The 14,822-nt window shown below is 69.1% G+C and carries 11 protein-coding genes; 10 read left to right on the top strand and 1 reads right to left on the bottom strand.

The features are described from left to right. Window positions 1–44: 44 nt before the first annotated feature. Entirely contained in the window at window positions 45–1,859 is a 1,815-nt protein-coding gene (locus ABTY56_RS25775; RefSeq protein ID WP_350631548.1) for an ABC transporter family substrate-binding protein, read from the top strand. Here the strand turns inward: ABTY56_RS25775 and ABTY56_RS25770 are convergent. Then, on the bottom strand, window positions 1,814–2,581 hold the full coding sequence (locus tag ABTY56_RS25770; RefSeq protein ID WP_350631547.1) for an alpha/beta fold hydrolase: 768 nt from the start codon (window positions 2,579–2,581) through the stop codon (window positions 1,814–1,816). The two genes, ABTY56_RS25775 and ABTY56_RS25770, sit on opposite strands and share 46 nt — an antisense overlap. 325 nt (window positions 2,582–2,906) lie before the next feature. On the opposite strand from ABTY56_RS25770, the gene typA reads away from it, so the two are divergent. The 9 genes from typA to ABTY56_RS25725 all read left to right on the top strand — a co-directional run bounded on the left by typA (window position 2,907) and on the right by ABTY56_RS25725 (window position 14,817). Then, a complete protein-coding gene (gene typA, locus ABTY56_RS25765) occupies window positions 2,907–4,811 on the top strand; it encodes a translational GTPase TypA (RefSeq protein WP_350631546.1) in 1,905 nt (634 codons plus the stop codon). Window positions 4,812–5,242: 431 nt separating this feature from the next. After that, window positions 5,243–6,886, top strand: coding sequence for a peptide ABC transporter substrate-binding protein (locus ABTY56_RS25760; protein ID WP_350631545.1), 1,644 nt, complete (start codon window positions 5,243–5,245; stop codon window positions 6,884–6,886). Window positions 6,887–7,030: 144 nt separating this feature from the next. Beyond that, window positions 7,031–7,957: an ABC transporter permease gene (locus ABTY56_RS25755; protein ID WP_350631544.1), complete on the top strand. Its 927-nt coding sequence runs from the start codon at window positions 7,031–7,033 to the stop codon at window positions 7,955–7,957. Continuing rightward, complete coding sequence (locus ABTY56_RS25750) at window positions 7,950–8,894, top strand: ABC transporter permease (protein ID WP_350631543.1); 945 nt, start codon at window positions 7,950–7,952, stop codon at window positions 8,892–8,894. The genes ABTY56_RS25755 and ABTY56_RS25750 overlap by 8 nt, the downstream gene beginning before the upstream one ends. Before the next feature lie 19 nt (window positions 8,895–8,913). After that, entirely contained in the window at window positions 8,914–9,963 is a 1,050-nt protein-coding gene (locus tag ABTY56_RS25745; protein ID WP_350631542.1) for an ABC transporter ATP-binding protein, read from the top strand. After that, a complete protein-coding gene (locus ABTY56_RS25740; protein ID WP_350631541.1) occupies window positions 9,956–10,972 on the top strand; it encodes an ABC transporter ATP-binding protein in 1,017 nt (338 codons plus the stop codon). Before ABTY56_RS25745 ends, ABTY56_RS25740 begins: the two co-directional genes overlap by 8 nt. Before the next feature lie 194 nt (window positions 10,973–11,166). Continuing rightward, complete coding sequence (locus ABTY56_RS25735) at window positions 11,167–12,789, top strand: peptide ABC transporter substrate-binding protein (protein WP_350631540.1); 1,623 nt, start codon at window positions 11,167–11,169, stop codon at window positions 12,787–12,789. A 110-nt stretch (window positions 12,790–12,899) separates the two neighbouring features. Next, the gene (locus ABTY56_RS25730; RefSeq protein ID WP_350631539.1) at window positions 12,900–13,826 is read left to right on the top strand and encodes an ABC transporter permease; all 927 of its coding nucleotides are present in this window, start codon (window positions 12,900–12,902) and stop codon (window positions 13,824–13,826) included. A gap of 76 nt (window positions 13,827–13,902) precedes the next feature. Further along, window positions 13,903–14,817 carry an ABC transporter permease gene (locus ABTY56_RS25725; RefSeq protein ID WP_350631584.1) on the top strand — a complete coding sequence of 305 codons (915 nt, stop codon included), beginning with the start codon at window positions 13,903–13,905 and terminating at the stop codon, window positions 14,815–14,817. The last annotated feature ends 5 nt before the right edge of the window (window positions 14,818–14,822 follow it).

Raw genomic sequence — 14,822 nt, 5'->3', positions numbered from 1 at the left:
TGTCGGCGCGGGTCGGGCCGTGCGGGCGGCGTTCGATGGCCGCCATGCGCGTCCGCCAGCTCACCGCCGCAGCCGCCGCGCTGCTGCTCGCCGCCGGTCTCGGCGGCTGCTCCGACGACCCCGCCCCCGGCCGTACCCCGGCCCCGGCCCCCGCGCCGGCCTCGGCCGATCCCACCGCGACCACCGGGGACGTCCGGCCCGCCGATCGCACCGACGTCCGGGGCGGCGGCACGCTGCGCTGGGCGGTGGACGGCGTCCCGACCACGCTGAACGTCTACCAGGGCACGGCGACCGCCGACTCGGCGCTGCTCGCCCACGCGCTGTACCCCTCGCTGTTCCGCCCCGACGAGCACGGCCGGCTGGTGCCCGATCCGGACTACCTGGCGGGCGCGGAGTCCACCCCGCCCGGGCAGCAGCCGCAGGTCGTCACCTACCGGCTCAACCCGCACGCCGTCTGGAGCGACGGCACCCCGCTCTCGGCCGCCGACCTCGCCGCCCAGCGGGCCGCCCTGTCCGGACTGGACCCGTCCTACCGGGGTGCGCACCCGGCCGGGTACGAGGCCATCGACTCGGTCGCCCGGGGCGAGGACCCGCACGAGGTGCGGGTCACCTTCCGGCGGCCGTACGCCGAGTGGCGCTCGCTGTTCGGGCCGCTCTACCCGGCGGCCGAGACGGGCACCCCGGACACCTTCGACCGGGCACTGACCGACGGCGGCCACCCGAGCGCCGGGCCGTACACCGTCTCCCGGTACGACGCCGCGGGCGGGCGGGTCACCGTGACGCGCAACCCGCTCTGGTGGGGCGACGTGCCGAAGACCGACCGGATCGACTTCCTCGCCGTGCCGGCCGAGCAGCGGCTGGACGCGCTCGACCAGGACCGGCTGGACATCGCCCTGCTCACCGCGGCGGTGGACCGGGCGGCGCCGCAGCCCACTGCGTCCGCCCCGGCACCCGGCGCGTCCGCCCCGGCGGCTGCGCCACCGGCTGCGGCACCCGAGGCGTCGGCGTCGGCGCTGCGGCGGGCCGAGTCGCTGCCCGGCGTCACCGTGCACCGGGCGGCCGCGGCCTCGCTCACCCAGCTCACCGTCAACGCCGCCCGCGGTCCGCTCACCGACCCGGCCGTGCGGCGCGCCCTCGCCCGGGCCGTCGACCGGCGGCGGATCGCCGACGCCGCGCTCACCCCGCTCGGCCTGCCCGCCGCTCCCCTCGGCAACCACCTGCTCGCCGGGGACCAGGAGGGCTACCGGGACAACAGCGTGGCGGTCGGCCCGCAGGACGCGGCCCGGCTGCTGGACGCGGCGGGCTGGAAGCGGTCCGCCGGCCGGGGCACCCGGACCAAGGACGGGAAGCAGCTCGCCCTCACCCTGCTCGTCCCGGCCGGTTCGGCGATCGCCAAGCGCACCGCCGACGCGCTCACCGCCGACCTCGCGGAGTCCGGGATCGCCCTGAAGCCGGTGACGGCGCCCGCCGAGACCTTCGTCCGGGACCACCTGTCCGTCGGCGACTACGACCTCGCGCTCTTCTCCTGGCCGGCCGGCCCCGGCCCGGTGGGCGAGCAGCGCCCCGCCTACGCCAAGCCCCGGCCCGGCCCCGACGGCGCACTCGACGCCGGCACCAACTACGGCCGCAGCGGCACCGAGGAGATCGACCGGCTGTTCGACCGGGCGTCCGCCGAACCGGACCCGGCGGCCCGGCTGGACCTGCTGCAGGAGGCGGACGTCCGGATCTGGCAGCTCGGGCACTCGGTGCCGCTGTACCAGCGGCCGGAGCTGGTCGGTGTCCGGGAGGGAGTGGCGGGCGCCGGAGCGTTCGGCTACGGCTGGCCGCGCTTCCAGGACGTGGGGTGGACGGGCTCCTGAGGAGCGGCCTCCAGCTCCCGGGCGAAGCGGCACAGCGCTGCGGTGAAGGCCGCGGGGTCGTCGAAGTTCGCCAGGTGGCGGGCCCGCGGGATCAGCTCGATCCGGGCCCGCCCGTGCGGGTGGGCGGCGGCGAAGGCACGCTCGCCGGAGCGGAAGGCCGGGTCCTTCTCCCCGTTCAGGATCAGGACCGGCGCCTCGACCCGGCGCAGCGCGTCCGGGGCGAAGCGGCCCAGCACCGAGGCCCAGGCGGCGGGCAGGGCCTCGAAGGCGTACCCGGTGCGGATCGTCTCCGCCACCACCTCCGGCGGGTGGAGCCGGCGCAGCAGCCGGTCGTTCCAGCGGGCCAGCAGCGCCGCCGGGAGCCGCGGCACCAGCGCGCCGACGGCCCGGTAGGGGAGCGCCCAGGGCCCCCGGGTGTCGGCGCTCGCACCCGCCAGGACCAGCCCGCGCAGCCGTTCCGGCGAGCGCAGGGCGAACTCCAGCGCGACGTACCCGCCCAGCGAGTGCCCGACCACCAGGGCGGGCCCGCCGCCCAGCGCGTCCACCCCTTCCGCCACGGCCTCGCAGGCGGCGGTCAGGCTCCACGGCTCGCCGCGCCGGGCACCGTGCCCCGGCAGGTCGACGGCGGTGACGGGGAACTCCTTGCGCAGCCCGGGCAGCTGCGGGCTCCACTGCGCGGCACTCAGCCGGGTGCCGTGCACCAGGACGACGGGGACGGTCATCGCACGGCCTCCACGGGGACGGCGGCGTTGAACGGGCGGGGCAACGGGTTGCCGGGTCGCTGGATCACGAACGGCAGACTGTCGGAGCGCGGCCGCCGGGTGAAGAGCGCGTGACCCACCTGTGATCTTGATCCCGCCCGACCTGCTCGTTTCCGCCCACCTGGGCCCTTCCCCGTACGATAGGAGGAAGCCGAGGCATGTCCATATGCCCGGCGGGTGGACCGGTAGTAGCAGGCGGAACGGGCGGCGGCGATCGACAGGGATCGCAAGTGCGCGTCACGCAGCCGGGCGCCGCAACCCACGATTCCGGGAGAATCCGCAAGGCATGCCCACGCGCAACGACATCCGTAACGTCGCCATCGTCGCCCACGTCGACCACGGCAAGACCACGCTGGTCGACGCCATGCTGAAGCAGGCCGGCGCCTTCGCCGCCCACCAGCAGCTCGACGACCGCATGATGGACTCGAACGACCTGGAGCGCGAGAAGGGCATCACCATTCTCGCGAAGAACACCGCGGTCAAGTACCACCCCAAGGACGGTGGCGCGCCGATCACCATCAACATCATCGACACCCCGGGCCACGCCGACTTCGGTGGCGAGGTCGAGCGCGGTCTGTCGATGGTGGACGCCGTCGTCCTGCTGGTCGACGCCTCCGAGGGCCCGCTGCCGCAGACCCGCTTCGTGCTGCGCAAGGCGCTCACCGCGCGGCTGCCCGTCATCCTCTGCATCAACAAGACCGACCGTCCGGACTCCCGGATCGACGAGGTCATCAACGAGACCTACGACCTGTTCCTGGACCTGGACGCGGACGAGGACCAGATCGAGTTCCCGATCGTCTACGCCTGTGCCCGTGACGGCGTCGCCTCGCTGACCAAGCCTGAGAACGGCACCGTCCCGGCCGACAGCACCAGCCTGGAGCCGTTCTTCTCCACCCTGCTGGAGCACGTCCCGGCCCCGAGCTACGACGCGGACGCCCCGCTGCAGGCGCACGTCACCAACCTGGACGCCGACAACTTCCTCGGCCGCATCGCGCTGCTGCGCGTCGAGCAGGGCGAGCTGCGCAAGGGCCAGACCGTGGCCTGGATCAAGCGCGACGGCTCCATCTCGAACGTCCGCATCTCCGAGCTGCTGATGACCGAGGCACTCACCCGCAAGCCGGCCGAGGTGGCGGGCCCGGGTGACATCTGCGCCGTCGCCGGCATCTCCGAGATCATGATCGGTGAGACCCTCGCCGACCCGGAGAACCCGATCGCGCTGCCGCTGATCACGGTGGACGAGCCGGCCATCTCGATGACCATCGGCACCAACACCTCGCCGCTGGTCGGCCGTGGCGGCAGCGGCAAGGGCGCGGACGCGAAGTCCGGCGCCAAGGTGGACCGCAAGGTCACCGCCCGCCAGGTGAAGGACCGCCTGGACCGCGAGCTGATCGGTAACGTCTCGCTGCGCGTCCTGGACACCGAGCGCCCGGACGCCTGGGAGGTGCAGGGCCGCGGTGAGCTGGCGCTGGCCATCCTGATCGAGACCATGCGCCGCGAGGGCTTCGAGCTGACCGTCGGCAAGCCGCAGGTGGTCACCAAGGAGGTCAACGGCAAGACCCACGAGCCGGTCGAGCGCCTCACCGTGGACGTCCCCGAGGAGCACATGGGCGCGGTCACGCAGCTCATGGGCATCCGCAAGGGCCGGATGGACAACATGTCCAACCACGGCTCGGGCTGGGTCCGGATGGAGTTCGTCGTGCCGTCCCGTGGCCTGATCGGCTTCCGGACCGAGTTCCTCACCAACACCCGCGGCACCGGCATCGCCCACTCGATCCACGAGGGCCACGAGCCGTGGTTCGGCACCCTGACGACCCGCAACAACGGCTCGCTGGTCGCCGACCGGGCCGGCGTGGTGACCGCCTTCGCGATGACCAACCTGCAGGAGCGCGGCGTGCTCTTCTGCGAGCCGGGCACCGAGGTGTACGAGGGCATGATCGTCGGTGAGAACTCGCGCTCCGACGACATGGACGTGAACATCACCAAGGAGAAGAAGCTCACCAACATGCGGTCCTCGAACGCCGACGTGGCCGAGTCGATCGTCCCGCCGCGCAAGCTCTCGCTGGAGCAGTCGCTGGAGTTCTGCCGCGAGGACGAGTGCATCGAGGTGACCCCGGAGACGGTTCGCATCCGTAAGGTCGTCCTGGACCAGAAGGACCGCGGACGCACTGCCTCGCGCGCCAAGAAGGCGTGATCCGGACGCACTGACGGCCATTGGCCGGAATGTTTCGCCCCCCTTTCCAATGGAGAGGGGGGCGAACTTTTTCAACTACTCCAAGTTGTCAGGGCCGGTATTAACCGAATAACGCTCATCACACCCGGGTGTCCGCTGAGCGGACGCGACGGTTCGTCATGCATGACGACTGTCCGTTTGGTACCTGTCTGGCTATGTCTCAAATGTCCGGTTTTCGAAACTTACCGACTGTTCATGTGACCTAATTGAGATCGTCACTGGTCACTTTCGTGTCCGTGCGTGACGGATAGTGGAGCCAGTCAGGCTCGGGTCAAGGGTGAACGCGCAGGGGTGCGCGCCGAAACCACGAGCGCGGACGGCATTACGGGCCCGGTGACAACCGTTCCGTGGTGCCCTCCTCGTTGCAATCGTCGAATTCAGGAGGCACACCGATGCGTGGTGGGAGCCAGGCCAAGTGGGTTGTCGCAGCTGTTGCGGTCGCCCTTGCCGCGACTGCTTGTAGCAGCAGCAGCGACTCCTCCAGCGGGGGCAGCTCGGACGGTGCCGCGGTCAACCCCGCGGGCGTCTTCAGCTACCAGAGCGCCGAGCCGCAGCGTCCGCTGCAGCCGGCCAACGCCATGGAGAACCAGGGCGGCCGTATCGTCAAGCAGCTCTTCACGGGCCTCGTCGACTACGACCCCGCGACCGGTGCCCTGCGCAACCAGGTGGCCGACAAGATCGAGACCACCGACTCGAAGACCTACACCGTCACGCTGAAGTCCGGCTGGACCTTCCACGACGGCACTCCGGTCACCGCCTCGTCCTTCGTCAAGTCCTGGAACTGGTCGGCCAACCCGGCCAACAACCAGATCAACTCGGACTGGTTCTCGGACATCGTCGGCTACGACGCCGTCCACCCGGACAAGGACAAGGGCGCCCCGACGGCGAAGGAGATGTCGGGCCTCAAGGTCATCGACGACACTCACTTCACCATCGAACTGACCGACACCGTCTCGTACTTCACGTACAAGCTCGGCTACTCGGCCTTCTTCCCGCTGCCCGAGGGCTTCTTCTCCGACCCGGACGGCTACGGCCAGAAGCCGATCGGCAACGGCCCCTACAAGTTCGTGTCGTGGGAGCACAACAAGGCCATCACGCTGGCCGCCTACGACAAGTACACGGGCACCAACAAGGCGAAGAACGGCGGAATCGTCTTCCGCAACTACACCTCGCCCGAGGCCGCGTACAAGGACCTGATGTCCGACACGCTGGACGTGCTGGACCAGGTCGACTCGACCGACCTGCCGAAGTACAAGGACGACCTGGGCAAGCGCGCCGTCGACCAGGCGCAGGGTGCCATCCAGAACATCTCGTTCGCCCTGTACAACGCGGACTGGAGCGACCCGGCCAAGGCCAAGGTCCGCCAGGGTCTGTCGATGGCGATCGACCGCGACACCATCACCAAGACCGTGCTGAACAACAGCCGTCAGCCCGCCGACTCGTTCGTGGCGCCGGGCGTCATGGGCTACAAGGCCGGCACCTGTGGTGACGCCTGCAAGTACAACCCGGAGAAGGCCAAGGCGCTGATCGCCGAGGGCGGCGGCGTCCCCGGCAACAAGATCACCGTCCTGTACAACTCCGACGGTGGCCACAAGGAGTGGGTGGACGCGGTCTGCAACTCGATCCGCCAGGCGACCGGCGTCGAGTGCCTCGGTGACCCGAAGCCGGACTTCAAGACCGCGCGTGACCTGATCACCAAGAAGACGGTCCCGAGCATGATGCGTACCGGCTGGGTGCAGGACTACCCGCTGAACGCCAACTTCCTGCGTGACGTCTACGGCACCGGTGCCGCGGCCAACGACGCCGGCTACTCCAGCGCCGAGTTCGACAAGCTGTCGCACGAGGCCGACGCCGCCACCTCGGTCGAGAAGACCGCCGACCTGTACCAGCAGGCCGAGGCCGTTCTGGCCAAGGACATGCCGGCGATCCCGCTCTGGTACTACAAGACCAACTCGGGCTACTCGAACAAGGTCCAGAACGTCAAGTTCAACTCCTTCGGCGACCCGGTCTACACCGACGTCGAGGTCAAGAAGTAGTAATCGGTCGGCACCGCCTGACCCGGTGACAACGGCCGGTGCCCGTCCCATCCCCACAAGGGCGAGGACTGGCACCGGCCGTTGGCACGCCGACTTATCTCTTGCCGGGTTGACGGGCCCGGCAGAGTCATACATGGAGGCACGATGGGGCGCTTTGTCGCGAGGCGACTGCTCCAGATGATCCCGGTGTTCCTCGGAACGACCGCACTCATCTTTTTCATGGTGCACTTGCTGCCCGGTGACCCGCTGGCAGCGCTGTGGGGCGACAAGGCACCGGACCCGGTGCAGCTCGCCGCCCTGAAGCACCAGCAGGGCTTCGACAAGCCGCTGGTCCAGCAGTACCTCGACTACATGGGCAAGCTGTTCACCGGCGACTTCGGTACCTCGCTGGACGGCCGCCCGGTGCTCGACAAGATCACCGAGGCGCTCCCCGTGACGGTCCGACTGGCGCTGTTCGCGTTCGTCATCGAGATCGTGATCGGCATCGGCATCGGCCTGTTCTCCGGCCTGCGCCGCGGCAAGCTGTTCGACAAGGGCACCCTGGTCTTCACCCTGCTGCTGATCTCGATCCCGGTTCCGGTGCTCGGCTTCATCGTCCAGACGGTCTTCGGGCAGAACCTCAAGTGGGTCACCCCGACCGTCCAGGACAGCAACGACATCACCCAGCTGGTGCTGCCGGCCGTCGTGCTCGGCTCGCTGTCGCTGGCCTACGTCGCGCGCCTCACCCGTACCTCCATAGCCGAGAACATCAAGGCCGACTACGTCCGCACCGCGGTGGCCAAGGGCCTGCCGCGCCGGAAGGTCATCGGCACCCACCTGCTGCGCAACTCGATGATCCCGGTCGTCACTTTCCTCGGCACCGACCTCGGTGCCCTGATGGGCGGCGCGATCGTCACCGAGGGCATCTTCAACGTCCAGGGTGTCGGTCACGCGCTGTACCAAGCGATCAACATGAAGGAGGGCGCGACCGTCTCCGGCTTCGTGGCCTTCCTGGTGATCGTGTACCTGGCCGCCGGCCTGATCGTCGACCTGCTTTACGCGGTCCTGGACCCGAGGATCCGTTATGCCTGACCTGACCGAGAAGAAGACCGCCGGGGACATCCCGGCCCAGCGCGGCGCGGACGCCCCGGCGGCCAAGCCGGAGAAGCCCCGCAGCCTCGGCTCGGACGCCTGGCACGATCTGCGCCGCAAGCCGATCTTCGTGATCTCCGCGCTGCTGATCCTGCTGCTGATCGTCATCGCGATCGCCCCGGGCCTGTTCACCTCGGTGGACCCGCGCGCCGGCGACCTGCGCAACCACTACCTGACGAAGCCGAACTACGGCCACTTCTTCCAGGCCGACTGGTTCGGCTACGACCTCCAGGGCCGTAGCATCTACGCCCGCGTCGTCTACGGCGCGCGCGCCTCGGTCGTGGTCGGCATCACCGTCACCCTCGGTGTGACCATCCTCGGTGGCCTCACCGGTATGCTCGCCGGCTACTTCGGCGGCTGGGTCGACACGATCATCTCCCGGGTCACCGACATCTTCTTCGGCATCCCGCTGCTGCTCGGCGCCCTGGTGATCCTGAACGCCTTCACCTCGCGCACCATCTGGAGCGTGGTCTTCGCGCTGGTGGCCCTGGGCTGGACCCAGATGACCCGCGTCATGCGCGGCTCGGTCATCACGGTCAAGCAGTCCGACTTCGTGACGGCGGCCAAGGCGCTCGGCGCCGGCACCGGCCGGATCATGTTCAAGCACATCCTGCCGAACGCGATCGCCCCGGTGATCGTCGTCGCCACCATCGCGCTCGGCGGCTACATCGCCACCGAGGCGACGCTGAGCTTCCTCGGCATCGGCCTGCAGGACCCGACCATCTCCTGGGGTATCGACATCAACTCGGCCCAGAAGGTGATCCGGACCGCGCCCTTCGCGCTGTTCTTCCCCGCCGGAATGCTGAGCATCACGGTGCTCGCGTTCATCATGCTCGGCGACGCGGTGCGCGACGCCCTCGACCCGAAGCTCCGCTGAGAGAAGAGGTGACGACCCGATGACCACCGTGATCGAGAACAACCAGAAGAACGACCGTCTCGAAGTCGGAACCCCGCTCCTGGAGGTCAAGGACCTCCACGTGGAGTTCCACACCCGGGACGGGATCGCCAAGGCCGTGAACGGCGTCAACTACTCCGTCGCGGCGGGCGAGACGCTCGCCGTGCTCGGTGAGTCCGGCTCCGGCAAGTCCGTGACGGCGCAGACCATCATGGGCATCCTGGACATGCCCCCGGGCAAGGTGACCCAGGGCGAGATCCTGTTCCGCGGCCGGGACATGCTCACCATGAGCAACGAGGAGCGCCGGAAGATCCGCGGCCAGAAGATCGCGATGATCTTCCAGGACGCGCTCTCCGCCCTCAACCCCGTGCTCAGCGTCGGCTACCAGCTCGGCGAGATGTACCGGGTGCACCAGGGCGCCTCCAAGAAGGAGGCGAAGGAGAAGGCCATCGAGCTGATGGACCGGGTGCGCATCCCCGCCGCCCGGCAGCGGGTGAACGACTACCCGCACCAGTTCTCCGGCGGCATGCGCCAGCGCATCATGATCGCGATGGCGCTCTCCCTGCAGCCCGACCTGATCATCGCCGACGAGCCCACCACCGCCCTGGACGTCACCGTCCAGGCCCAGGTGATGGACCTGCTCGCCGAACTGCAGGCCGAGTACAACATGGGCCTGATCCTGATCACCCACGACCTCGGCGTGGTCGCCGACGTCGCGGACAAGATCGCCGTGATGTACGCGGGCCGGATCGTGGAGACCGCCCCGGTGCACGAGCTGTACGCGAACCCCGCGCACCCGTACACCAAGGGCCTGCTCCGCTCCATCCCGCGCCTGGACCAGAAGGGCCAGGAGCTCTACGCGATCAAGGGCCTCCCCCCGAACCTGCTGAAGGTCCCGGCCGGCTGCGCGTTCAACCCCCGTTGCGACGTCGCCACCGACCTGTGCCGCACCGAGATCCCGGCGCTGCACCACGTGACCGACAAGGACGGCAAGGAGCTCACCGGCCGCCGCAGCGCGTGCCACCTTTGGAAGGAGACCCTCCATGGCTGAGAACATCCTGGAGGTCAAGGACCTGGTCAAGCACTACCCGCTGACCCAGGGCATCCTGTTCAAGAAGCAGGTCGGCGCCGTCAAGGCCGTCGACGGCATCTCCTTCGAGCTGAAGAAGGGTGAGACGCTCGGCATCGTCGGCGAGTCCGGCTGTGGCAAGTCCACGCTGGCCAAGGTGCTGATGAACCTGGAGCGGGCCACCTCCGGTCAGGTGCTGTTCAAGGGCGAGGACATCTCGCAGCTGTCCGGCGCGGCGCTCAAGTCCGTCCGCCGCAACATCCAGATGGTTTTCCAGGACCCGTACACCTCGCTCAACCCGCGCATGACGGTCGGCGACATCATCGGCGAGCCGTTCGAGATCCACCCCGAGGTGGCGCCCAAGGGCGACCGCCGCAAGGCCGTCCAGGACCTGCTGGACGTCGTGGGTCTGAACCCGGAGTACATCAACCGGTACCCGCACCAGTTCTCCGGCGGCCAGCGCCAGCGCATCGGCATCGCCCGCGGTCTCGCGCTCAAGCCCGAGATCATCATCTGTGACGAGCCGGTCTCCGCCCTGGACGTGTCCGTCCAGGCGCAGGTGATCAACCTGCTGGAGCAGCTGCAGAACGAGTTCGACCTGTCGTACATGTTCATCGCGCACGACCTCTCGATCGTCCGGCACATCTCCGACCGCGTCGGCGTGATGTACCTGGGCAAGATGGTCGAGATCGGCAGCGACGAGCAGATCTACGACAACGCCACCCACCCGTACACCCAGGCGCTGCTCTCCGCGGTGCCGGTGCCGGACCCGACGGCGCGCGAGTCCCGCGACCGGATCATCCTGACCGGCGACATCCCCTCGCCGGCCAACCCGCCGTCCGGCTGCCGCTTCCGCACCCGCTGCTGGAAGGCGGAGGACCGCTGCGCCGAGGAGGTCCCGCTGCTCGCGGTCCCCTCGGTGCTGAAGGGCGCGGCCGCGCACGACTCGGCCTGCCACTTCCCCGAGGTCCGGGAGCAGGCCGCGGCCTGATCCCCGCTCTCCCCGGAAGGGCCCGTGGCTTCCCGCCACGGGCCCTTCCGTCATTCCGGCGCTGCGTGGATCCGGCGCTGCGTCAACTCGGCAGGGGGGTCGAGGCACCCGTCCGGGTGCACCCGACTCGCGCCGTCGCCGGGGCGCGCTTCTCATGGGGTGTGATGCGACACACACCATGAGGAGGGACCTCCATGCCCGTAGCCGCCCGTGCTCGTTGGGTCCTCGCCGTTGCGACGTCCGTGGCCCTGGTGGCCACCGGGTGCAGCAGCAGCGGCGGAGGAGGCAGCAGCTCGTCGGACACCAGCAAGACCTTCAGCTACCAGAGCAACGAGCCGCAGAACCCGCTGCAGCCCGCCAATGCGAACGAGGTCGGTGGTGGTCGCATCATCCAGAACCTCTTCAAGGGCCTGGTCGACTACAACCCGAGCAATGCCCAGCTCCGGATGCAGGTCGCGGACTCGATCGACACCAGTGACTCGCAGACCTACACCGTCACGCTGAAGAGCGGCTGGAAGTTCCACGACGGCACCCCGGTGCAGGCCAAGAACTTCGTCAACGCCTGGAACTGGGCCGCCAACCCGGCCAGCAACCAGATCAACAGCTCCTGGTTCTCGGACATCGAGGGCTACCAGGACATCCACCCGGCCACCGGGAGCCCGACCACGGACAAGATGTCCGGCCTGACCGTCACCGACGACCTGCACTTCACCATCAAGCTGAACCACAAGGTCTCGTACTTCGAGTACAAGCTCGGCTACATCGCCTTCTCGCCGCTGCCGGACGGCTTCTTCAGCGATCCGGCCGGGTACGGGCAGAAGCCGGTGGGCAACGGCCCGTACCAGTTCGTCAGCTGGGCGCACAACACCCAGGTGGTCACCAAGTCCTTCCCGGACTACCAGGGCGTGGACAAGCCGAAGAACGGCGGCATCGTCTTCAAGATGTACACCACGGCCGAGGCCGCCTACGCCGACCTGCAGTCCAACAACCTGGACGTGATGGACCAGGTGCCGCCGTCCGCACTGGCGACGTACAAGAGCGACCTCGGCGACCGGGCGGTGGACACCCCGCAGGGCGCCATCCAGAACATCGGCTTCACGCTCTACCAGGCCGACTGGGCCGCGCCGGAGAAGGCCCAGGTGCGCCAGGGCCTGTCGATGGCGATCGACCGCCCGACCATCACCAAGACGGTGCTGCAGGGCTCCCGGGCGCCCGCCAGCGCCTGGGTGGCCGAGGGCGTCCAGGGCTACAAGGCGGGCACCTGCGGGGACTTCTGCAACTTCGACCCCGCCAAGGCCAAGCAGCTGATCCAGCAGGGCGGCGGTGTCCCCGGCAACAAGGTGCTGATCACCTACAACGCGGACGGCGGCCACAAGGAGTGGGTCGACGCGGTCTGCAACTCGATCCGGCAGAACACCGGCGTCGACTGCCTCGGCGACCCGAAGCCGGACTTCAAGACCGCACGGGCGGCGATCACCGCGCACCAGCTCAACGGCGCCTTCCGCACCGGCTGGGTGCAGGACTACCCGCTGAACGCCAACTTCCTGGCCGACGTCTACCGCACCGGCGCCGCGTCCAACGACACCGGGTACAGCAACCCGCAGTTCGACCAGCTGTCGACCCAGGCGGACGAGGCCCCCAGCGTCAGCGACTCGACGACCGGCTACCAGCAGGCCGAGGCCGTGCTGCAGGGCGGCATGCCGGCCATCCCGCTCTGGTACTACCGCACCAACTCGGGCTACTCGACCAACGTGCAGAACGTGACGTTCGACTCCTTCGGCAACCCGGCCTGGACCCAGGTCGAGGTCAAGGGCTGATCCCCGGGCCCTGATCCCCTCGCGCCGGCCCCGCCCTCCCCGCACGGAGGGCGGGGCGCGGCCTCCCGGCCGACCGGCCCGCCGGTCGGGCACCTAGGAAGGAGGCCCGGATGGGCAGTTACGTGCTGCGGCGGGTGCTGCAGATGATCCCGGTGTTCTTCGGCACCACGTTCCTGATCTTCGTGATGGTCTACACACTGCCGGGCGACCCGGTGGTGGCGCTGTTCGGCGAGAAGGCCGCCGACCCGGCCGTGGTCGCCAGCATCAAGCACACGTACTACCTCGACCAGCCACTCTGGAAGCAGTACCTGCACTACATGGGGAACCTGTTCCAGGGGGACTTCGGGACCAGCTTCACCGGCCGCCCGGTCGCCGACATCATGGCGGACGCCTTCCCGGTCACCATCCGGCTGGCGCTGCTGGCCTTCGTCTACGAGATCGTCGTGGGCCTCGCCCTCGGTGTGCTCTCCGGGCTGAAGCGGGGCAGCATCGCGGACACCCTGGTGCTGGTCCTGACCCTGGTGGTGATCTCGATCCCGGTCTTCGTGCTCGCGTACATCGCGCAGACCGTGTTCGCCACCAACCTGGGCTGGGTCACACCGACCGTGCAGGACAGTTACGACCTCACCCAGCTGATCCTGCCGGCGATCGTGCTGGGCTCGCTCTCGCTCGCGTTCGTCGCCCGGCTCACCCGGACGTCCATCGGCGAGAACCTGCGGGCCGACTACATCCGCACCGCGACCGCCAAGGGGCTTCCCCGGCGGACCATCGTCTCCCGCCACCTGCTGCGCAACTCGCTGATCCCGGTGATCACCTTCCTCGGCACCGACCTCGGTGCGCTGATGGGCGGGGCGATCGTCACCGAGGGCATCTTCAACGTGCAGGGCATCGGCAACGTCCTGTACCGGGCGATCAACCAGAAGGAAGGCCCGACCGTGGTCGGCATCGTGACCGTTCTGGTGATCATCTACCTGATCGCCAGCCTGCTCGTCGACCTGCTCTACGCGGTCCTGGACCCGAGGATCCGCTATGCCTGACATCCACGACGAGGGCTCGTACGAGCCGCACCCGAAGCCGGGTGTGTCGCACCTCGACTACGCCGGGGAGCAGGGCATGGCGGTCGAGCAGGAGACGCTGATCGAACCCGACGTGGAGAAGCGGGAGGAGGCCCGCAGCCTCTGGGGCGACGCCTGGCGGGACCTGCGGCGGCGGCCGATCTTCCTGATCTCCGTGCTGCTGATCGTGCTGCTGGTGCTCATGGCGATCTTCCCCTGGGCCTTCACCGACGCCAATCCGCGCAAGGCCGACCTGGTGCACGACTACCTCAAGCGGCCGGACTGGACGGACTTCTTCGGCGCCGGCTGGTTCGGTTACGACGCCCAGGGCCGGTCCATCTACGCCCGGGTGGTCTACGGCGCCCGCGCCTCGATCACCGTCGGCATCGTCGTGACCGCCGGGGTCACCGTGCTCGGTGGACTGACCGGAATGGTCGCCGGGTACTTCGGTGGCGCGCTCGACGCGGTCATCTCCCGGATCATCGACATCTTCTTCGGCATCCCGCTGCTGCTCGGCGCCCTGGTGCTGCTGAACGGCTTCTCCAGCCGTACGGTGTGGGCCGTGGTCTTCGCGCTGGTCGTCCTCGGCTGGACCCAGATCGCCCGCGTGATGCGCGGCGCGGTGCTGACCGTCAAACAGTCGGACTACGTGGTGGCCGGCCGCGCGCTCGGGGCCGGGACCGGGCGGCTGATGTTCCGGCACATCCTGCCGAACGCCGTCGCCCCGGTGATCGTGGTGGCGACCATCGCGCTCGGCGGCTACATCGCGACGGAGGCGACGCTGAGCTTCCTCGGGATCGGCCTGCAGGAGCCGACCATCTCCTGGGGCATCGACATCTCCTCCGCCCAGAAGGTGATCCGGACCGCGCCCTACGTGATGTTCTTCCCGGCCGCGGCACTGTCCATCACCGTGCTGGCCTTCATCATGATGGGCGACGCGGTGCGCGACGCCCTCGACCCGAAGCTTCGCTGAGCGAG

It is taken from the genome of Kitasatospora sp. NPDC097691 (assembly GCF_040302665.1).
Taxonomy (GTDB): Bacteria; Actinomycetota; Actinomycetes; order Streptomycetales; family Streptomycetaceae; genus Kitasatospora.
The sequence above is the reverse complement of the archived record's forward strand: the minus strand, read 5'-3'. Positions and strand labels throughout refer to the sequence as shown.